The sequence below is a fragment of the Chamaesiphon sp. genome (assembly GCF_041738855.1).
Classification (GTDB): Bacteria; Cyanobacteriota; Cyanobacteriia; order Cyanobacteriales; family Chamaesiphonaceae; genus Chamaesiphon.
On record NZ_JBGSPA010000169.1, the window covers coordinates 34,108 to 53,805 of the forward strand.

Genomic DNA, 19,698 nt, shown 5'->3' on the forward strand with positions numbered 1-19,698 from the left:
AAAATGGGGCTAAAACGATCGCCTTATTACTAATACCAGCCTGAAACCCTTGCTAAATACCAGCCTTGAGAAAAATTAGTTTAAATTATCACCGTAACTGCTGGAGATGCCTCAGTTTGCCCACGGAGTAGAGCGCAATTAACATTCATTCATTCATTCCTAATTATTGAGAAACTATCATTAAAAAGCCCGATCGCATTCGATCGGGCTTTTTGATGATTTTCTAACTCAAACTACTTAGGATTGGATAGAGGCTGAGGAGCGATCGCTACTGGTTTCTCACCAACTTTGCGAGAGACTTCGACGCCGACTTCTTCTAAGATGATAGTAGGCGAGAGACTTTCTTGAGCTTCGACTCGCTTGACCAAGACTGTACCATTGGCAATGCGATCGCCCAGATCGATGTAGCGGCTAAATGACTCGTTTGGCAATTTGACAATGACTTGTGTCTTGCCTTCTACTTCAATCACGCCTGAGATTTCGATCGCCATCGCTTGCAGTGGCTTGGCGGCAACTTGTTCGGATCTAGCGGCAATAATGTCAGTCATTCCAGGTGTTTTCGAGTTAGGAAACTTACCGAATACAGGACGCAGGACATTATTATTTCCAGATCTGGCAATTGTCGTCGATCCCGCTCTAGGGCGGAGGATACTGCTATTCCTAGCCGTGGGAGATGCCGACCGAGTAGGTTTGATGGCGACAGTGATTTTGGGTAAGGCTCTATTGATACCAGTTCTGGGAATGGAGGAGATCGATACATCACCATCACGAGTGATGCTAGTATCTTTGGTAATGGAACCCTTGGTAATTTTTCCGTTGCCAGACATGGGGTTTGAGGCAACTTTGATGGTGGGGAGCGATTTATTTAAGCCAGACTTGATACTCGCTGTTTTGACAGAGTTACCATTTGGATCGAGAGGAGCTTTTTCGATAACTTCGATCGGTTGTAATGCCAGAGTTGCAAAGGGATCGGAGCGACCTTTGGAGACGGTTTTTGCCCAGTTCTCGCCATTAGTCGGCGCAATCAAGCCAGCAGCTACATCTACCGATATAGATTTGGTGCCGACTGTGGGTGTACTAGTAACGAGTGGAGTGGCGGGAGTAGTCGCTGGTACGGCAGCAATCGGGCTAGGACTGACCGCAGGGCTAGCCGCAGCAGTCGGACTAGCTGCGGGTGTAGGAGGCTTGCTGCCGTCACCACAGCTCGTCAGGACGATCGCCAAACTCCCGATCGCGCCTAGATAAAACCAAGATTTGTTCATTAATTTCTATACCTCGTTTCCCTGAATATCGATATACATATAAGGTTGATAACCGTGGGGATGATTAGACGCTTACGCTGCCATTGGCTCGGGTATTGAAATGACACGAATGGCTGGTCTATTTTTAGACTACCCAAATCTTGAGCGACAATCGCACTCACAACCAGATCGACTAGGCGTCGTTATTTACCAACATCACTTTAAGGACATTCAGTCCTTTTTTGACGTGGCGGGAGACGGTGATGACACTGATGTCCATCCGCTCGGCGACTTGTTTTTGAGTCAGATCGTGCAGGAAGACAAATTCGAGGATCTGGCGGGTATGTTGTTCGAGCGAGATCAAGCTTTGTTGGACGCGTAGCCGATCTTCTTGGGATAGTTGGAAACTCTGGTAATGACGATCGGGTAACAGATCTGCTAAGTTACTGGCTTCATCATCACTACCCATCGGCGAGTCTAGGCTTACTGGTTGGCGGTTTTGGTAAGCCATTTTGATTTCTTGCCACTCGATAAGGGGAATATCCAAGGCGAGGGCGATCTCGGCTTCTGTGGGCTGACGTTGATGTTGGGCTTGGAGATTTTTGGCGATCGTTCCGGCTTGTTGGATCAGTGCAAACCAGCGGCGTGGCATCTTTAAGACCGAACTTTTGTCGCGGAGATAGTGTTGAATCTCACCTCGGATATAGGGCATGGCAAAGGTACTAAATGCAAACCCTTTACTGACTTCAAATTTGTCGATCGCATTGATCAGTCCGATACTCCCAACTTGCAGTAAATCGTCATAAGTTTCTTTGCACTGACTCGTCCAGTAATGTGCTTCCTTCCGTACTAACCCCAGGTTTAGCTCTACAATCTGGTTCCGCAATCTTGCTTTCCCAGTCTGTTGATATTCGCGTAGTAATTGTAAACTGTGGTGCTTCAGATCGCATTCTAAAACGGTAGTCATGTCACTTTCTAATTAAGAGTTGAGAGCGGATTGTCGTAGTCAGGAGGCGATCGGTGAGGCTAGATATACTCAACCAATCGGTGGGCGTTATTTTAAAGTCGCTAAAGTCAGTCTCGGTGTTGTGGTGCATCGAGCAGTAAATTCGCGCTCCCGATCGGCGATGAAGAGTCGATCGAGTACATTTTGTCAATGATCGATGGAGATTGTCTGCAAAGAGCGCGCTCTGGATCGAGGTGGGATCGTTGAAGTCACTAGTAGTGTCTATTTCGCTCACCCAATATTTGGCATTGCTGGTGTTGACTGGAATTGCTGTTCGCTGCTGGTTCAATTTGGCGAACGCCTTGACGTGTTCAGTTTAAGCTCAGATCTGGCTAAATTCCATCAGTGAGATTACTAGTCGTCAGTATTTGAGCAAAATTCGATCGATCGGGCTAGGTAATTTCACTGGCTTTGCGCGCTCCCCTGTGTTTAATCTGAACTTATCTACATTGTGAGCGATCGTTTGACAAATGAATGCGATCGCACTACGGGTTGGAGATGGATCTCGATCGCACTTGTCACATAGAGCGGGATGCGATCGTCTCTGACAGCGGCTAGTCGCGATCGATCGCCGCCAGTCTACTTTGAGGAATGAGCGTTAAATAACTGGTAATTCCGCCGATGGTAGGGGCAATGTCTGCCAGCGAAAATCATCATTAAATGCCGCAACGCCTTCAAATCCTCATTTCCGAGCCTTCCCATTGCCGCTGGCAAACGAGAATCGATTAAAATAATACGTAAATAACCGGAAAATAGCGATCGTGACTACAAAACCACAAGCAGACTCACAGCGCAGTGATTCACCAGTAGAGCCTAGTTTTGGGTGGAATGCCTATGCCGAACGAGTCAATGGTCGATTTGCGATGATGGGATTTGTCATCCTGCTAGGGTTGGAATTGGTGTCGGGACAAGATCTCTTCACCTGGCTGGGATTGCGTTAGAGGGGAAAAATCAAAACGCACGATCGTCATAGCTCAGTGTTGCCAGACAGATCGTGCGTTCGAGATTTGGACTAAATTGGATTAGTAGCGATCGGGGAAGACGATCGGTTCTGAGTCGGATGGTGGTAGTCCTGATGGTGGATCGATCGGTTCGTAGTCGATATAGCTGGCGGTGGTTCCGGTGATTTGTCCGGTTGCCGATCGATCTGTGGTCGCGCGATCGCGATCCGGATCGCGTTCTGGACGGCGACGGCGAGGATTGGCGTCTTCGGCAGTAGCAGTCAGATCGCGTCCTCGTTGCGGTGGCTCATCGAGATTGGGACGTTCCGCTCTTCTGCTAGTCGATTGACGTTGTGACTGTGTGCTAGCTAGATCGGCATCTGGCAGGGCGCGGCGCACCTGCGCTGGTTCGTCAAACTCGTTCCAGTCCTCCTCATCCCAACTGTCATTTTGGCGACGAGTGAGGGAGCTTATTCCGGTGCGAGCTGGCTCGGTGAGACGGCGGCGCGGGGCTGTCGGAGCAAACCTTTCTTCAGGCAACTCTCTAGTCGCAGAGCGACGACTAGGAAGCTCTTCTCGGTCTTCGCGTTCGTTGCTACTACGATCGAATCTATCTTTGTTGCGACGATTGCTCCGTTTGGCTGGGGCATATTCTGGCTCATCATCAATCTGGGCAGTGTAACCCGATTTCCGTGGGGGGGCTTCGCGACCAGCACTGCGACCACCGCCTTTGAGCCGTTTGTTTTCGGCACGCACCTGTAGAAATTGCCACATAATACTGATTAGAGCACCAATCATCAGCAATTGCTGGAAGGCCATTGCTGCGCCTAAGTCAAGGCTAATCAGCAGCAACAAACCACAGATGATGCCAATAATCGCATAGATGTTGTCAGATTCTTGATGCAGATCGGGCTTGAACTTGCTGGTCAGAAACAGGCCCAAAGAGGCAAGAATCAAAACTAAGCCAAATAGCAGAGCCGCAGGAATGCCAAAACTCACGGTGATTTCCTCAGAGGGTGAAACATAAACGGTGCAAACCGTTGGGACATTAAATGCTCGACATGGTCAAAGGCTATTCAATTCTTTAGATATTTTAGCATTCACCATTACTTGTGCCGATTGACCATATTCAGAACTGCTGTTGCTGGCGAAAACTTCACCACTTCTATTTTGACTCGATCGCTGCCATTCGTCCATCCGTAAATAGACTAATTTTGTCATGGCAAAGCCTCAGATCGGTCATTCGACCCAACTGAGGAGAGCTAATCGTGAGCTATCGCTCCTAAGAACGTTGAATTTTATCTTTTTGGCTGATGAAGATCAAACCGATCGTGGCGGGAACGACGACAATCAAGCCACCAGCGAGCAAACTATATAAGAAATTGGCTAATGAGGGTGTCATAAAATATTTTGTCCTGCGATCGCAATAAGAGATTCTTGCTTCTAATTCTAGCTATATAGTTGCCCGCTGAGAAGTGGTTGCCGAAATTTGACCGCACAATTGGTGGGTGAGATGGGGTAGGGATTGTTATGATAAGGCAGGAGATGCTAGGTCTTCACTAACTAATTTACAACTTCACCTTCATCTGTTTTGGGCGATGATCTCGAACCTGAGCAAGTTTTGTCAATTTTGTGTAGTTATCCTCGTCACGGCAGTCATCACGGTGATGCTGCTGTACCCATATTCACTCAAATCATCCACTGAATCGCTCGTCGCAGGCACGATCCAGCTCCCAGATCTCCAACAAATTTCCCCGCCCACCCCCGAATTAGCCTGGAGTGAAACTGGGGCGACAGTACTCCCCCTAGCTGCCCAAATCATGCAGATGCGGAATCGGGAGGGCGTCGAGCTAGATCCAGCTCAGAAAGGCTATTTGCGACCGCTATTTGGCGATCTGGTCGATCGAGTCACTGTCGTGTATGGCGCAAAATTACTCGATCGCTGGTCGCAAGGTGGCAAGGAAACTCACATCGGTGGTGTCGATTCATCCGCACAAACGTATTGCGATCGGATCTACATTCGGGCAGCCTACTTACCACGCGATACCGATCGATTGGTGTTGTTGGCTCACGAACTCACTCATAGCCAACAATGCGCGCACGCTGGCGGGATCGGTCAGTTTGGGGAAAGTTATTTCAAGGGTTACTATCTGGGTGGACAGAATTATCAAGACAATCCTTTAGAAAAGTCAGCACGGCAAATGGAAAAAAAATTCACCCGCAATTTATGCCGTGCCATTGGTTGTCCACCTCAGAGTGGTAAGTACTATGTCAACTACAAGGGTTGGGGCATCCAGCTACCTGTGAATATGTGAATGGTGGATAGTGGATGGTGGATGGTACGTTTGACAAGCAACTCGCCGTTGGCTCCCATCACTTCGCTGTCAACTGTCAACTGTCAACTGTCAACTGTCATCTGTGCTGATAGCTGTAAGATCTGCTCGGCAACGACAGCGAGGATCGGCATTACTGAGAGCCTATTCCCCTGCTTGACAGCCAACAACTGCTCGGGCGTGAATCGATCGCGTAGCGTTGCCAGATCGATGCTACCGTCGAAGATCCGCACGAATTCTACTTTGACAGTATGCCAGCGCGGAGCTACCACGGTAGCCTTGGGATCGTAATAGTCGCTAGTCGGATCGAATTGACTGGGATCGACAACTTGCGCTGCGACGATCTGCATCAAGCCGACAATCCCAGGTGGATTGGTATTGGAATGATAGAAAAAAGCCAGATCGCCGACTGCCATCGACTTGAGAAAATTCCGTGCTTGATAATTTCTGACACCATCCCAAATGGTGGTGCGATCGCGATCGAGATCGGTGATGCCATAGACATCAGGTTCGGACTTCATCAACCAATAATTCAAGCAATCTTACCGCTACTAGGATGTCTATATGCATTCATTGTATGCGGTATGATTCAGATCTTCTCGATCGATTTAGTTGTCACAAGCTGCTTTAGTGCCAGCCAGATAAAAATGGGAATAGTCTGGGCATAACGTTTCCACAGCCGCCGAGGTTCCTGCATCAGTCGAAATAGCCACTCAAACCCAGCAGCGCGCATCGACTTAGGAGCGTGCTTTAAGACGCCAGCGTAGACAGGAAATACCGCTCCAACGCCAATCATGACAGCTTGAATCTTGGCTTGATGTTGTGCCATCCACAATTCTTGCTTAGGACAGCCCAGTGCCACAAAGACAATTCCTGCGCCACTACTATTAATGATGCGGCTGATATTGGTATCTGCGTTGGCATCGAGTGGCCCAAAGGCAGGAGAATTCCTGCCAGCTATCTTTAATTGCGGAAATTCCGTTGCCAATCGTCGATCGATCTTTTCGAGAATATCCGGCGTTGACCCCAATAGAAAAATACTTATTTGAGCCTGAGATGCCTGTTCGCAAGTCGCCAGAAAAATGTCCATTCCCGCAACTCTCTCAGCCCGTTTTGTTCCCATCAATTTCAACATCCACACCAGTGGTATTCCATCTGGAGTGACAAGATCGGCGTGTCTCAATAAGTTAGCAAAGTCAGAATTTTGCTGAGCTTCGATCAACATATGCACATTAGCGACACAAACTATTTTACTCTGATACTTTTTTGCCCAAGTGACGATCGCCTTAATTTGCTCATCGAAAGATAAGTTACAGATGGGAGTGCCAATTACATCTTGAGTAGAAATATTATCTTTGTACATATGTATGAATTTTGGTAGAACTTAGACGGTTGCTGGTTACCGAGTATAGTATGCTCCTGAAGATTGACTATCGCTGACCATATTCACTACTAGACCCAAAACTGTAACTTTAGATACCGCTAATGTTCTCAATGAGTTTCGCAAAACTTCACGGTAGACTTTACCGAGTCTAGTTACCATCAGTAGTCCATCGGTGTAGGGAATCAATAATAATGAATCTGCAAAATTTAGTGGGACAGTATCGTAAATAACTAGGTCAAAATTATGTTGACAATTCTCCATCAGATCTCGCATTCTTTTTGAGCTTAAAATGCTAGTGGGATCTAAGGCAACTGAACCAGCTAAGAGAATATATAAGTTTTCTTCCCCTGGTAATAGTTGAACTGTATCCATTAACTGTGAGGTTCCAGCAATAATATCAGTTAAGCCAGGGATGAGATTGCTGTTACTGTGTAGATCCGCTGGAGTTTGCAAATTATGGGTGGGTTTTCTGAGATCGGCATTAACCAATAATACTCGCTGACCCATCGCCGCAGCCGCTTGAGCCAATTGAATCGAGATCGTAGTCTTACCTTCATCGGGTAATGATGAACTGACAACCAGCGATCTAATTGGTGTATCTGGAGACAGCAGTCGAAGTTGAGAATTTAGTGCGCGAAAAGACTCAATAAATAACGAAAATCGATAGCGATTGCTCGTGCGAATATCATCACCTTCACTCAGGAAAAATCGCCCCCGATTCGGTGTAGTATTGGCATTTTTGAGCGACTTCCGCTCATCTTCTCGCTCAGGAATCATTCCCAAAATTGCCAAATTGAGTTCTTCGCGTAAGTCTTTGAGTGAATAAATCACATCATTCATTTTATCGACGAGTATCGCCACTCCACTCCCTAGTAGGAGTCCGAGAATAGATCCTAATGCGATATCCTTTAATAAACCAGAAGATGATATCTTTTTAACCGCAGGATTAGCAATTAGCTCCCACGGCACCTCTTGACGAGCGGCATTAATCATCAATTCCTCACGTTTTTGAGAAAACTTGCTTGATTGTTCGGTGGCAGTCTTTAATTGTCTTTGCAGATTTTCATATTGACGCGAGATTACTGGTAGTTGCCCCGTTTCGATCGCTAAAACTTGGCTTGATTCATCGAGGCTCTTGAGCTTAGCTTCCAAAACTTCCACTTGGGTAGCAACAGCAATAAACTGTTTGCTGAGATCTTGCCGCAGTGCATTTTGATAGGGTAACGACTGGGCGTTGGGAATGCTTTGAGAGAGGTTGCTACCCAAAAGAGCAGTGGATTTGGCTTCCAACAGTGGTAACAATTCTTTTCTTTTTTCCTGAAGCGAAACTATTTTTGGGTGTTCCGCTGTCAAGTCAGCTGATAAACTTTTCAACTCAATATCAATATCTTGAAGTTGTTTGACCAATTGTTGATATGCAGGAGCTTCACTGAGTACTGAAGCTGCTTCAGCACTTTTTGGCTGAAGTTGAAGTTGCTGCTCCAAAGAGCGATAGAGTTGTCTAGCTTTGGCTAGCTCCACTTGAGTTGTTTGTTGCTCCTGTTTCGTAGTGCTGAGTTGACTACCCAACTGAGTTCCCAGTGTAATCGGATCGATTAACTGATTTTTCTCCCTAAAAGTCTGTAGTGCCGACTCTAAATCGCTAACCTGAGTTTTGATTTTGGGTAGTTGTTTATCTACAAACTGAATCGCTCGACGGACATTTGTTTGCCGTTCGCTCAAACTATATTGAATGTATGCACTAGAAATGAGATTTAGTACTTGTTCCGTCTCATTTGAAGATCGAGAGGCATAGCGGATTTCCAGGATTTTGGTTTCAGTTGTGTCTTTGAGGCGATCGATCTTCAGCGATGTCTTCAGTGTATCGTAAGAAATTTGAGGGTAATCTATTTGGAGCTTGTTAACTACGGGAAGTAAAATTTTACTGCTGAGCAGTAACTGGATTTGAGTTGGATAATCCAACGTGGTTTTTGAGGATTGTGCACCGCCGAGATCTTGCTCTTCAACACTTGTCTGATTGCCAGTGATGGCAGAGACTACCTGTCCTTCGGCGGTAACTGGCTCGATCAATATTTTGAAGCTGCCTTCGTAGGCAGGCGGTCGAGTCCGATTCCAGACGATTGTCGCACCGATCGTGAGGATACCGATCGCTAGTACAATCCGCATCCGTCGCTGGATGGTATTTAAAACTTGACCGAAATCCAAGCCCCCCTCATCAGCATTGGTACTGAGTGTAACTTCAGAATCGATCGTCGCACCAGGCGATCGCTGATTTAGGTGACTTTCGCTCCAATTATCTTCATCCGGTTGTAATTCACCTTTTACGACAATACTCATTTACAACTAACCCTAAAAAGTATAAGCAGGTTAAAATACTTCTCAAACTGCATCATTTGATGCAGTTTGTGGTCGGCAACTGCTCAAAACGTGCTGATATCGATCGCAACAGCCGTTAGGTATTTCTAAATTATGACTTCGAGTCGATGTTGTCAATTTTAACAATTGGAATACGTATGTGTGTAACAATTCAGCTATAAAGCTGATAGCACAATCTTCAGATCTGGTTGCTGCGATCGATCGGTAAGCTGCCAACAAATCTCCAGATCGCCTATTTTTTAAGCGGGTATCCAACATACAGCGGGATCTGTCTGCCACTACCGACATAATTGGGTAGGCTGCCAGCAGCTAGATTGCGGACGAGTGTGCCCCTTGTTTCCCTCACATAGGTTGTGTAGTTTGGACCACCACCATGATTAACTTCTCCCAAGGTAATTGAGATGGCAGAATTATGATTGATAAACATCGGATCGTTCTGTGTGCCATCAGCACTCGCCGTAGTGGTATAAGCCAAACCCCCCAGCAGCTCAGTTTTACCACCACTTTTGGTATCGATGAGTGTACCCCCGCGCTCGGTTTTTAGCTAAACAGCAGGGAATTCCCACACCATAGCGTACCCGCTTGGTATGGGATGAAAGGCGCGTGAGATGCGCGACGTTTTCGGGGGAAGCTTCCCCCGAAAAGCTCGCTTACGATTCCACCCGTCTGCAATCTGACAATTCGCGCGATCTTAGCAGTGGACGGGTGGATGACGAAACGAACAAATTCCATGCTCAATCAACGGGTCGATCTTGTTCATCGATATATTTCCGTAACTGGTCAACAGTTACACCGCCACACGAAGCAATAAAGTACCCACTTGTCCACAATACATCTTTCCAGTAAACCTGATTTACTTCGGTTACGAATTCTTTCCGTAGGTATCGACTAGATACAGTCTTGAGATTATTAATTAACTTACTAGGCTCGGTTTGTGGCGTGTATTGAAGTAACAAATGTACGTGGTCGCGCTCACCACTGAATTCTACTAACCGCCCTTCCCACTTCTCCATCAAAGCTTTAAATATCTCTTCAAGCCTTGTTAACACTGCCTCAGTGAGAACTTTACGACGATATTTGGTCGTTAACACTAAGTGGCACTTGAGGTCAGAAACCCCTCTCGCCTTATGGATAAAATCGCGGCTCATTTGCTTGACACTAAATATTAGATGCTGATATGATAACACTAAGTTAAGTTCAAACGCCACAACGCTGTGAAAACAACGTATCAATACCAATTTTATCCCGACACTAAGCAAAAACTAGCCTTAAATGACTGGCTGAGAATTTGTCGCTACTGGTATAACCGCCAGTTGGGAGATCGGTTTGATTGGTGGGAAATGAATCGTACTGCGGTAAACGCTTGTCCACTAGTAACCAGTATCTCCGCTCCCAGAGAAAAGCCTAATTACTATTCACAAAAGCAACAATTACCAATCATCAAACAAGACTTGGTAAAGGTCTTTCACAGTGGTGAGTTATTAGATTTCAAAGCAGTATATTCAACTGTTCTGCAAGATGTCTCCAAACGGGCAGATAAGGCGTTTGAGAGATTTATCATTGGAGATAGTAAGGGCGGTAAATCTGGTAGACCTCGGTTTAAAACTGAAGCAGACTACCGGACAATGACCTTTGCAACTGCTGGTGATGACTGGATTAAACTAGTTCGCAAGAATTGGATCTACATTCGATTACCAAAGCTAGGAGTTATTAAGGTTAGGATGCACCGCTCTATCCCAGATGGTTTCACTATCAAACAAGCTAGTGTTACTAGAAAAGCTGATGGTTGGTACATTCAACTAATGCTTGAAGATACTTCTATACCTGACTTCACACCCGATGAAATTATTCCCACTTGGGATGACTCAATCGGTCTGGATGCAGTACTTTATGAGAATGTCTATCTGGCAACTTCAGAGGGCGAAAAGCTACCTTCACTCAAGCCACTACGCAAGAACCAGACTAAGCTTGACCGAATTTCAACTAAGCGGAATAAACGGAAACGTGGTTCTAAGGCTAGGCGTAAACTGGCAAAGAAAGAAGCTAGACAGCATCAGCGTATTGCTCGTTCTCGTCAAGATTTTCAGTACAAAACTGCTCATAAGCTTGTAAGAACAGGGGCTAAATTCTTCTTCTATGAAGACTTAAATCTCCAAGGTTTAACCAAGCGAAATAAAGTTAAACAAGATGATGAGGGAACTTATCTTCCCAATGGTCAATCAGCTAAATCAGGACTGAATAAATCTTGGCTAGATGCTGCTTTTGGTCAATTTTTCAAGACACTGGACTACATAGCCGCAAAAGCTGGAGCAGTTGTCATTCCACAAAAGCCTGCTTATACCTCAATGGTACTCAGTTATCGGAATGAAATCATTTTCACCGATTGCAGTATGCGAGATTATTGGGATGAGCAGAACTCTCTAATGGTAGATCGCGACATTAATGCCGCGATCAATTTAAAGAGACTTGGGTTGGACATTTTCCCAAGTATAAAACGCCGTGGTGGGAATCTTTTCGTAGTTGGTTCTATGGATAATAGTACCATGAAGGAAATCATGCACACCCTTAATCGGGCTGCAAAGATGCCCACGTCATAGCGTACTCGCTTGACGTGTGGTTATGTCACTCCCAAAATCCATAGTTTCCCACCGTTATTGGTGATGTGAGTGCCTGTATTTTCGACATTGAACTGTCTCGCCCATACGTTTTGCCGATTAAATGTCCAAAGATAATGACGTTCGAGTTAGACATTATCTAAATATTGAAGATACGTACAGATAAGTAAGCAAGGAGTTCAGAAATAACTGTCCGAATTCCTTCACTAGAATGCCACCAACTTTTTGGATTGTAGTTTAATGGTTCGCCTGCAATAATCCCAATAGATATTTTAGGTTCGAGGATATCTTTAAAAAGCAACCAACTGCGGCGGGCATGGGTACCGAGGGTAAACAGATTGAGTGATGTTATTTGGAGTTCTGAAGTTGCTAACCATTGAGCGATCGTCATAGCAGAACTGGATGTTCGACCTGGAGAATGGCTCAGATCGGCGATGATTAGCAGGTGCTGTGGCTCGACACCAAGCGCGATTAAAGTGGCAGCAGAGAGTTCAGCAAAGTTGGCATATTCTGATAGATAAAACCCTCTTGGTATAGCCCCGCCAATGGTAATCAGTTTTTGATATGCACCATTTTTGAATTCAGTGGCTGCTGACTGAAGTGCGTAATCTGGCAGCCATCCTTCCACAACTAAAATATCTGCTATGATGGGCGAGCTTTTAGCTAAGAAATTATGGAGATTTAAAATTGTCAAAGAGATCGCCGCAGCTATGCAGATTGTTGAAAATACAAAGGCTACTATTTCTCTGCCTTCGATGTGGATGCAAAAAGTAGTGATGAGCATTAATATTTAGTAGTTACCAATTATCGACTCGCATAAAATTTTTGGGAATGTACCTACCAACTAGAGGATACTTATCTCTCCAGGTGAGATAACCTTGGAGATGGGCTGGTAGCTGCCTGTCAAATTCGACAATTTGCCTACTTGAGAGGGGCGACCTGTCGCAGTAGAACGGGTTCTTGGGACGGTAGCTAAAATAGTGAAAAAATATCGCCGATCGATCGGTGTCGATTGGGGGCTTGCCCCGATGATAGCAGCGGGCAGTGTCGGTAAAAATCACTGTTCCTGCCGTCCCAATGCAAGAAGTGAACCAATCATCGGAGCTATTGTTTAGCAACTGTTGCATTTCGGTATGGGTCAATCCCTTGTATTTGGGGAGAGTTTCCACCAGCCAGTTATTTGTGGCTGACTTGACGCACTGGTAAGGACCGCCGGACTCAGCGACATCGTTTAAATAAACGGCAACTTTAATCATTCTCCAGTCTTCCTTATCACGGTGCCAGATCCGCGGACCGACATCTCTACTATCTGCCACGCTGTAATAAAACGACAAGCCACCGTAACCGACAGGCAAACCCAGATAGCATTCGACAATTTTGACAATCCGCTCGGAAAGACCCCAGTAAAGAATTTCTGGGTGTTCGAGCAAATGATTGGCAGTTGCCATCAAGGTATGTTTGCCAATATGACTGGGCGCACGCGATAGTTGGGCAAGTTCTTTGGTAATTGGTGCGGCTGCATCCAAGAGCCGTTGACTATCGGGGATCGCCAAAGCCTCTAGTGATGTGATACAGATGCCCTCATACTCGAGTCGATCGACAATGGCTCGTTCGCCAGCCTCAAGCTTGGGCAGATTTTGTTTGTGTCGATCGCGCCAATCGTGATATTGGGGCAACAGTACCGATCGCTCGAACCAATCGGTACTGTTCATCGTACAGGCCAGATCGGAGGGGAGGCTTAACACCTTGTTAGCCACCCGATTGGCTAGATAATAGAGTGGATATAGATTGTTGAGACGTAGATGCTGGAGCTGAAATAAGGTATTTGTGCGCATGATCGTTCACTTGTTCGATAGATTTTCAGACTAGCGAGTCACAGCCGGAAGTTCTCCCGTTTGAGTGGCTAAGTTTTAGCTTGCCGCGTAACGCTCTGTGTAGAGAAATCAATTACCAATCGAGATAGACCACAACTTTTTCGTCCCAACTTGCTGTCGCCGCCTGCCCGCAATCGCGAAACTTATCATGACGATGACTAGTTTCAAAATATTCTTTGCCCAAACTATCGGTTAAATTAAAAATAGTGATTTAAGTTACAAGAGTTTCAGACTATTTAATATTTATAGCTACAATGATACATCAATCGATTGATTACTACAATTAATTTACCTGGAGCGATCGACTAGAAAAGTGCTTTGCATTACGATGATTCGGATAGATTTCATCCCAGTTGCGGCGATCGATGATCGGTAAAAGTAACTAACAAGACACAGATCGATTGTTAGTGGGACATGCCCTGTTGAGTCAAGACGCGATTGCGATTTTCATGCCACCGCAGCCCGATCGCATTAGCACAGTAAAACATGAAACCTGGTTCTTCCATCTGGGTAAAAATCAAACCGAAACAAGCTACGCTCAGCAGCAGAAATCTACAGAAGTTATCGACACAAACGTACCGCCACACAATCACCCCCAGCAGCAAATAGGCGCACAATCCAGCCAATCCTAGATCGCCCCAAATCCCCGCCCAACCAAACATGGGACAAAACATGGTAGACTCCATTGCCAGCCAGCTTCCATAGTAAGCATCGAGCATTGCTTGACTGGCAGGATGCATAGTTGCGCCTAGTGGTCCAAGAATTGCCCAATTTTCTTTGAGCAACCAACCGCCCAACCGTCCGGCAGTATGACCGGGACCTAAACCCAGTAGCCAATTTAATGGAGAGTGATAAAATGTAGGGATTAAATTAAATGCAACTAATTTAATTCGAGCCGCTTCGCCATTAGGCGCAAAAATTCCATCTTTATCTAGGTAGTTTTTAAAAGCGGCGAAAGCCTCTATATTTTGTACGCACCAGTAGAAAAAGATCGAAAATATAATGATTAAAGAGATCGAAATGAGCGTTTTAGTAAAATCCTTGATGGTTAATATAATCAAAAGTGCCCATCCCCCCAACAGTGCAAACAGAACTTGTTTTGAATCCGATAGTTGTAGTTGAAAGATAGCACCACATAAAGTTCCAACTCTCAGCCAGAGCGGAGCCGATCGCGCAAACATTAAGTAATAAATAGCAAAGTAAATTGACACGGTTGTTGATACATAATTTCCAGCTCCAGAAACGAAAAAAACTCCAGCCATGCCATCAGTTTGATCTAGTCCGCCAGCAGATATTTTATGAAACTTTAGCAGCGGCCACTGGATGAAAGCCAGTGCCATATTTGCATAGGCAGAATAAATAGTCCAATTTCTGAAGCGTTGGAAACTCTCTGTGGACATCGGTACGCAGACGATCGCCATCAGGAGCATAAATGGCTCTGCCAGGATTAAGAAATCGAAAATGATATTAATAATTCCGGCATTATTAATTAAGGCACTTGCGGTCATAACTCCCAACAGAATCAAGAGTCCACAAAGTAACATCCAGGCAATTGAAATTTGCTTGGAATCTTTCGATCTAGCTGTCGTCAAGATCGCAAGCGTTGTAAATGGGACGATCGCAAAGTGGAGGTGATTTAGTAGTGACGGTAATCGCGTAACCGAGCAGACAATTCGCGAATAAAATGCTGAAGAAAATGCTGCAATTGCTAATGTGCTACCTTTGTAAAAACCTTTTTTATGTAATCTTTTTTTCTCTAAACTTGTAGATTGCATCTATGTACTAGAATGAAGAGTAAAAATATTTATTTCTAAAGTTAGATTTAACTACACCTTGCTACTAGTGTCGATCTAAAACATCAAAGTAAAACTGTAAGTATCTAGAAGCAATTGCTTTTTTTGAGAAGCGTGAAGATTGGCGATCGATAAATTGTAGCGGTTGCTGGATGGTTTGAAGTATGGCTGCTGCTAAATTTTGGATCGGATCGCCGTGGAGAGCGAAATAGGTACAGTCTGATGAGCCAATTTCTCTGAAAATCGGGATATCAGAACAAACAACTTGACAAGATAGGTGGATCGCTTCGGCTAACGGTAAGCAAAATCCTTCGATCGCTGAAGGGATCGCAAATGCCTGACAATGCTGGTAGAGCCAGCAGAGTTCGCGATCGTCGATCGCTGCCAAGAGATGTATTTTTGCTGTTAGTTTCAGATCTTGAATCTGTCGGATCAGATTTGCTGTTTCTGGTCCATGACTCCCTACGATAATTAGCTCGATTGCCTCATCAATTTGTTCTGTCTCTAATAATAATGCATAGGCATTAATTAGTAAATCGAGATTTTTGTTTTTGCGATGTTGAGCTACATTTAATAAAAATGATACCCGCTCTCGTTGCTCGACTAAATTGGGGATTTTAGGTTCGATCTCATCGAAATCGACAATGTTATAAACTACACTCAGCTTTTGTTGAATCTTGACAGGAGAGGCTTTACTAACGGGACGGTGGGGAAAGAAAAACTTTAATCGATCCAGAGTGGTTTGGGAAACACAGATGAGTCCATCAGTTTGCTCGATACACTGCCGCAACAACAGTCGATTGCAAAATGCCTGAATTTTGCCAAAATTTTCTGGATATTCGTAGGGGTATAAATCGTGAATCGTAGCAACGACCGGACATGAAAATTGAGATCGCCTAAACGGTAGCGGGAATGACAAGTGGACGAGATCGGGTCGCAGTCGATCGGCAAGTTCTGGTAGTCCCGACCAAAACCAAATATTTCTCGCTAAAGAGCTATTTTTAATATCGATGCTAATTATATCGATCTTGTGGGAGCAAAGGTCGAAAACAGTTGTAAAGTAGTGCCGCTGCCATGCGCCGATGAGCAAGGTAACTTTGGTAATCTCAGCAGTATCGACCAAACAACGGGCGAGATTTGCGGCATGTCGGCAAACTCCGGTTGGTTTTGAAGGTCTATGTAGGGCAGAAATTAAAACGTGCATGGTTAGTAATTATTTAGCGGTTTTGCTAACAACAATTTCTGCATAGATCTGGGCGAGCTGTTTGCCTTTGACTTCCCAGCTATAGCACTCCTGCACGCGCTGCTGTCCAGATTGCCCCATTTTAAACAGTAGGTCGCGATCGCCAGCTAGTCGCACCATCGCTTTAGCTAGCCCCTGCACTGCTTGTTCTGGGTTATCGGCGGGGATCTTAACACCAGTCTCCGAGGTAACTTGTGCTGCTGGTCCACCCAAATCCAGGCAGATTACTGGTTTTCCCGCAGCCATCGCTTCTAGACACACCCATCCACCAGAATCATGCAGACTGGGATGTACCAAAATCGTCGCTTGTAAGAGCTTCTGGAGCACCTCATCGCGAGGCAACAAGCCCCAAAACTTGACCCGATTGGCTATACCGAGATCGATTGCCAGCTCTTTGAGTCGTTCGAGTTCTGGTCCTTCACCCAAAATCCAGTACTCAGCATCAGTTAAATTGGCTTGGGCAAAGGCACGCAAACCCAAATAAAAGCCTTTCCAATGGAGCAGGCGGGCGATCCCGATAAACCGGATTGGCGTATCGTCAGGGGGTGTGGATCGATCGAGTTGAGTGATGTCTCGAGCTGACAAGGCAGTTTCCGAGCAGATCTGGACGTTGGGCGCGCCTAGCTGATGCACTCGCGCAGCGGTATCTGGAGTCGTCGCATAGGCTATCGCGCTCCGCCGCGCAGTCAGCAATGTAAAAGGATCGAGTTCGCCAATCGATCGCCATGCCCACCGCGCTACTTCGTAGAGCTTATTTTTCCAGCTAAAATCTTGCCAAAATGATAGCGGCGCAGATTCGCCGCCACCAACTGGTCCCCAAACAAACGGCACGGGTAGGAAAGACAAAAAACTAGGGCTGGCGTAACGAACGAAAGTGACATGGTGGATCGCATCAAACCCAACTTCTTGATGAAGTTTTTTACCCACGAAATATGCCTGGATTTGCCAGAGGTAGTAGTGTAACTGCATCGCCCCAGACTGTCCCCACCTAAGGCTATCTTGCCAAAAGGGGAGTGTAAAGTAGACAAAATGTAGATTGGGAATCGGATTGAGTGCCAGTTCTGCTTCGATCGCTTCTTTGCTTTGATCGGAGCGAGTCAATACCCAAACTTCGTGATATTTGGCGACTTCGCTAGCGACATTCCAACCGACTCCGCGTTCGGAGCCTTTATGTGGCTCACAGGCATAAGCAGATAGAAGTACTTTCATCTTAAATTTTTTTCCACTAACGCTAGATAACTGCTAGACAAACTGAGTAAAAGTGATAATTTAATCTTATTAAAAGGGGTAAAGGGTGAAGATAAGGAGAGACGTTTTTCTCCACAGGAGCAACTGAGCCGACGAAAATGTCGCCTAATGGATCAGAGAAACTTTGGTGGGTGTGTTGGGTACTATGGAGCAGAAAAGTGTGGTGTGGCACCAGTTTTGGTAACTCGTCGATCCCTTCCCGATCGATATCTAGTCCGATAATGTCGTCGGCAGCCTCTGCTAGCTTAAAATGTAAGAGTTCGCGATTAGCAATCTTTTCGGCAGTAATCGGACTATCCGTACAGCCAATAGGTAATACTTTCTTGTTTTGACAGGCTGCAATCAACCAGTTATCTCGCCGAATCATTTTAATTCTGGTTATTTTTTCATCGGCTTGCTCCGATTGATAATTTGCAGTCCTAGGGTTTTACAGGTGTTTGTTGTGTTGTTTTGAGCGAATCTTCGTAGATAGATGCTGTTTGCTCGGCTGCTTTAAGCCAAGTAAAGAGACTGGCTCGCTCGACCCCTAGCTCAATTGTAGCTTGATAGTAGTTAGCATCTTGGCGCAACCGACAAACCGCTGCCACGATCGCCTCAATGTCTAGCGGATCGACTAAAATAGCCGCATTTCCAGCTACTTCTGGTAAGGAAGATACATTGGAGGTAATCACGGGAGTCCCGCAAGCCATCGCCTCTAAGATCGTCAAGCCAAAGCCTTCATACAGTGAAGGCGCGAGCAATACGTCAGCAGCATTGTAAATTTCCAATAGTGTGGTTTTGTCGGGTCGATCGATAAATGTAATCATCGATTCTAACTGATGAGATTGAATGAAAGCAGACAGTTCTGGAGCGAATTTTTCACCGACTTTCCATAGCTTGACATCCACGCCCCGATCGCGCAGCATTACCAGCGCGCGCAAGACTGTGGGAAGATTTTTGCGGTGATGGTTCGACCCCACATTTAGCAAGCAGAAGCTGGTGGGCGAGCTTTCATAGCGTTGTCGGATCGCGGCTATTTTCGTTGCTGGCAGCCTGTGGAAATAAGATTCTACGCCATTGGGAACGACAGCAATATGCGCTGGCGGAATGTGTAATAATTGAGCTACATCATTTGCGGTATTAGTGGATACGGCGATCGTCCGAGCGGCACCAGCGATGCCGCCTACAGAATATTTCCACGAAGCCATGCTCAAAGCGGGAAAACGCGATTGACCCTTGAGGATTTCTGGATAGATGAATTGCACCAGATCGTGACAGGTTACAATTATCTTACAGCTTTTGTGCTTGAGCCAGTAAGCCACATGAGCATTGCTATGGTCGATAATGTGGAAGATATCCCCTTCTAATCGTTGGACTGCCTGAGGATGCCGCCATAACCGTTCGTAGTATTTACGCAGCCCCGTACCAGATTGCCACTGGTTGCCCTGTTTGCTCCAGGGTTCGGGAGCTATTTCAACAATATCCCAGTCGGGATGGATTGTTCTCAATCCAGCCACTAAATTGTCTGCATAGATATCCATGCTGAGTGCGATTCCCTGTTCTCGGCGAACTATTACTATTCGCATGTGCTAAGTACCCAAGAAACTGACTGGCATAGGAGATCGATCGAGTGACGTTTTTATTTTCAAAAGTTTCATTAATTTC

The 19,698-nt window shown here is 45.7% G+C and carries 21 protein-coding genes; 3 read left to right on the plus strand and 18 right to left on the minus strand.

Annotated features, from left to right (window positions below; translation table 11 throughout):
- Positions 1-233 precede the first annotated feature (233 nt).
- From ACEW9I_RS17595 to ACEW9I_RS17605, 3 genes are all read right to left on the minus strand, one after another.
- Positions 234-1,262: a hypothetical protein gene (locus tag ACEW9I_RS17595; protein WP_373541630.1), complete on the minus strand. Its 1,029-nt coding sequence runs from the start codon at positions 1,260-1,262 to the stop codon at positions 234-236.
- Between the two features lie 172 nt (positions 1,263-1,434).
- On the minus strand, positions 1,435-2,208 hold the full coding sequence (locus ACEW9I_RS17600; protein ID WP_373541631.1) for an RNA polymerase sigma factor SigF: 774 nt from the start codon (positions 2,206-2,208) through the stop codon (positions 1,435-1,437).
- A 1-nt stretch (position 2,209) separates the two neighbouring features.
- Entirely contained in the window at positions 2,210-2,536 is a 327-nt protein-coding gene (locus ACEW9I_RS17605) for a hypothetical protein (protein ID WP_373541632.1), read from the minus strand.
- A gap of 472 nt (positions 2,537-3,008) precedes the next feature.
- On the opposite strand from ACEW9I_RS17605, the gene ACEW9I_RS17610 reads away from it, so the two are divergent.
- A complete protein-coding gene (locus tag ACEW9I_RS17610; RefSeq protein WP_373541633.1) occupies positions 3,009-3,188 on the plus strand; it encodes a chlorophyll a/b-binding protein in 180 nt (59 codons plus the stop codon).
- An 81-nt stretch (positions 3,189-3,269) separates the two neighbouring features.
- Here ACEW9I_RS17610 and ACEW9I_RS17615 read toward each other — a convergent pair whose 3' ends face one another.
- The 3 genes from ACEW9I_RS17615 to psbX all read right to left on the minus strand — a co-directional run bounded on the left by ACEW9I_RS17615 (position 3,270) and on the right by psbX (position 4,590).
- A complete protein-coding gene (locus tag ACEW9I_RS17615; RefSeq protein WP_373541634.1) occupies positions 3,270-4,187 on the minus strand; it encodes a Ycf66 family protein in 918 nt (305 codons plus the stop codon).
- A gap of 66 nt (positions 4,188-4,253) precedes the next feature.
- Positions 4,254-4,409 carry a hypothetical protein gene (locus ACEW9I_RS17620; RefSeq protein ID WP_373541635.1) on the minus strand — a complete coding sequence of 52 codons (156 nt, stop codon included), beginning with the start codon at positions 4,407-4,409 and terminating at the stop codon, positions 4,254-4,256.
- Between the two features lie 61 nt (positions 4,410-4,470).
- Positions 4,471-4,590 (minus strand): photosystem II reaction center protein PsbX, encoded by a 120-nt coding sequence (gene psbX, locus ACEW9I_RS17625; protein ID WP_373541636.1) that lies wholly within the window; start codon positions 4,588-4,590, stop codon positions 4,471-4,473.
- 196 nt (positions 4,591-4,786) lie between these two features.
- On the opposite strand from psbX, the gene ACEW9I_RS17630 reads away from it, so the two are divergent.
- Positions 4,787-5,503, plus strand: a complete 717-nt coding sequence (locus ACEW9I_RS17630; RefSeq protein ID WP_373541637.1) for a hypothetical protein — start codon at positions 4,787-4,789, stop codon at positions 5,501-5,503.
- Positions 5,504-5,586: 83 nt separating this feature from the next.
- On the opposite strand, the gene ACEW9I_RS17635 is transcribed toward ACEW9I_RS17630, so the two are convergent.
- The 5 genes from ACEW9I_RS17635 to tnpA all read right to left on the minus strand — a co-directional run bounded on the left by ACEW9I_RS17635 (position 5,587) and on the right by tnpA (position 10,429).
- Entirely contained in the window at positions 5,587-6,057 is a 471-nt protein-coding gene (locus tag ACEW9I_RS17635) for an EVE domain-containing protein (protein ID WP_373541638.1), read from the minus strand.
- A gap of 53 nt (positions 6,058-6,110) precedes the next feature.
- Entirely contained in the window at positions 6,111-6,884 is a 774-nt protein-coding gene (locus ACEW9I_RS17640; protein WP_373541639.1) for a WecB/TagA/CpsF family glycosyltransferase, read from the minus strand.
- A 36-nt stretch (positions 6,885-6,920) separates the two neighbouring features.
- The gene (locus ACEW9I_RS17645) at positions 6,921-9,242 is read right to left on the minus strand and encodes a GumC family protein (protein ID WP_373541640.1); all 2,322 of its coding nucleotides are present in this window, start codon (positions 9,240-9,242) and stop codon (positions 6,921-6,923) included.
- A 271-nt stretch (positions 9,243-9,513) separates the two neighbouring features.
- On the minus strand, positions 9,514-9,756 hold the full coding sequence (locus ACEW9I_RS17650; protein ID WP_373541641.1) for a hypothetical protein: 243 nt from the start codon (positions 9,754-9,756) through the stop codon (positions 9,514-9,516).
- Between the two features lie 259 nt (positions 9,757-10,015).
- A complete protein-coding gene (gene tnpA, locus ACEW9I_RS17655) occupies positions 10,016-10,429 on the minus strand; it encodes an IS200/IS605 family transposase (protein WP_373541642.1) in 414 nt (137 codons plus the stop codon).
- A gap of 66 nt (positions 10,430-10,495) precedes the next feature.
- Here tnpA and ACEW9I_RS17660 point away from each other — a divergent pair, with 66 nt between their 5' ends.
- Positions 10,496-11,878: an RNA-guided endonuclease InsQ/TnpB family protein gene (locus ACEW9I_RS17660; protein WP_373541643.1), complete on the plus strand. Its 1,383-nt coding sequence runs from the start codon at positions 10,496-10,498 to the stop codon at positions 11,876-11,878.
- 157 nt (positions 11,879-12,035) lie between these two features.
- On the opposite strand, the gene ACEW9I_RS17665 is transcribed toward ACEW9I_RS17660, so the two are convergent.
- The 7 genes from ACEW9I_RS17665 to ACEW9I_RS17695 form a co-directional block, all read right to left on the minus strand.
- A complete protein-coding gene (locus tag ACEW9I_RS17665; protein ID WP_373541644.1) occupies positions 12,036-12,680 on the minus strand; it encodes an ElyC/SanA/YdcF family protein in 645 nt (214 codons plus the stop codon).
- Between the two features lie 13 nt (positions 12,681-12,693).
- Positions 12,694-13,731, minus strand: a complete 1,038-nt coding sequence (locus ACEW9I_RS17670; protein WP_373541645.1) for a hypothetical protein — start codon at positions 13,729-13,731, stop codon at positions 12,694-12,696.
- 443 nt (positions 13,732-14,174) lie between these two features.
- A complete protein-coding gene (locus ACEW9I_RS17675) occupies positions 14,175-15,545 on the minus strand; it encodes a hypothetical protein (protein ID WP_373541646.1) in 1,371 nt (456 codons plus the stop codon).
- Between the two features lie 64 nt (positions 15,546-15,609).
- Positions 15,610-16,767: a glycosyltransferase family 4 protein gene (locus ACEW9I_RS17680; protein ID WP_373541647.1), complete on the minus strand. Its 1,158-nt coding sequence runs from the start codon at positions 16,765-16,767 to the stop codon at positions 15,610-15,612.
- A 9-nt stretch (positions 16,768-16,776) separates the two neighbouring features.
- Entirely contained in the window at positions 16,777-18,015 is a 1,239-nt protein-coding gene (locus ACEW9I_RS17685; RefSeq protein WP_373541648.1) for a glycosyltransferase family 4 protein, read from the minus strand.
- 22 nt (positions 18,016-18,037) lie between these two features.
- A complete protein-coding gene (locus ACEW9I_RS17690) occupies positions 18,038-18,421 on the minus strand; it encodes a hypothetical protein (RefSeq protein ID WP_373541649.1) in 384 nt (127 codons plus the stop codon).
- Between the two features lie 52 nt (positions 18,422-18,473).
- Positions 18,474-19,619: a glycosyltransferase family 4 protein gene (locus tag ACEW9I_RS17695; RefSeq protein WP_373541650.1), complete on the minus strand. Its 1,146-nt coding sequence runs from the start codon at positions 19,617-19,619 to the stop codon at positions 18,474-18,476.
- Positions 19,620-19,698: the final 79 nt, after the last annotated feature.

Coding starts and splice junctions, on each gene's coding strand:
- ACEW9I_RS17665 (WP_373541644.1), bottom strand. CDS start 12,680: ATGCTCATCACTACTTTTTGCATCCACATCGAAGGCAGAGAAATAGTA.
- ACEW9I_RS17640 (WP_373541639.1), bottom strand. CDS start 6,884: ATGTACAAAGATAATATTTCTACTCAAGATGTAATTGGCACTCCCATC.
- ACEW9I_RS17690 (WP_373541649.1), bottom strand. CDS start 18,421: ATGATTCGGCGAGATAACTGGTTGATTGCAGCCTGTCAAAACAAGAAA.
- ACEW9I_RS17680 (WP_373541647.1), bottom strand. CDS start 16,767: ATGCACGTTTTAATTTCTGCCCTACATAGACCTTCAAAACCAACCGGA.
- ACEW9I_RS17620 (WP_373541635.1), bottom strand. CDS start 4,409: ATGACAAAATTAGTCTATTTACGGATGGACGAATGGCAGCGATCGAGT.
- psbX (WP_373541636.1), bottom strand. CDS start 4,590: ATGACACCCTCATTAGCCAATTTCTTATATAGTTTGCTCGCTGGTGGC.
- ACEW9I_RS17645 (WP_373541640.1), bottom strand. CDS start 9,242: ATGAGTATTGTCGTAAAAGGTGAATTACAACCGGATGAAGATAATTGG.
- ACEW9I_RS17675 (WP_373541646.1), bottom strand. CDS start 15,545: ATGCAATCTACAAGTTTAGAGAAAAAAAGATTACATAAAAAAGGTTTT.
- ACEW9I_RS17670 (WP_373541645.1), bottom strand. CDS start 13,731: ATGCGCACAAATACCTTATTTCAGCTCCAGCATCTACGTCTCAACAAT.
- ACEW9I_RS17595 (WP_373541630.1), bottom strand. CDS start 1,262: ATGAACAAATCTTGGTTTTATCTAGGCGCGATCGGGAGTTTGGCGATC.
- ACEW9I_RS17600 (WP_373541631.1), bottom strand. CDS start 2,208: ATGACTACCGTTTTAGAATGCGATCTGAAGCACCACAGTTTACAATTA.
- ACEW9I_RS17630 (WP_373541637.1), top strand. CDS start 4,787: ATGATCTCGAACCTGAGCAAGTTTTGTCAATTTTGTGTAGTTATCCTC.
- ACEW9I_RS17695 (WP_373541650.1), bottom strand. CDS start 19,619: ATGCGAATAGTAATAGTTCGCCGAGAACAGGGAATCGCACTCAGCATG.
- ACEW9I_RS17685 (WP_373541648.1), bottom strand. CDS start 18,015: ATGAAAGTACTTCTATCTGCTTATGCCTGTGAGCCACATAAAGGCTCC.
- tnpA (WP_373541642.1), bottom strand. CDS start 10,429: ATGAGCCGCGATTTTATCCATAAGGCGAGAGGGGTTTCTGACCTCAAG.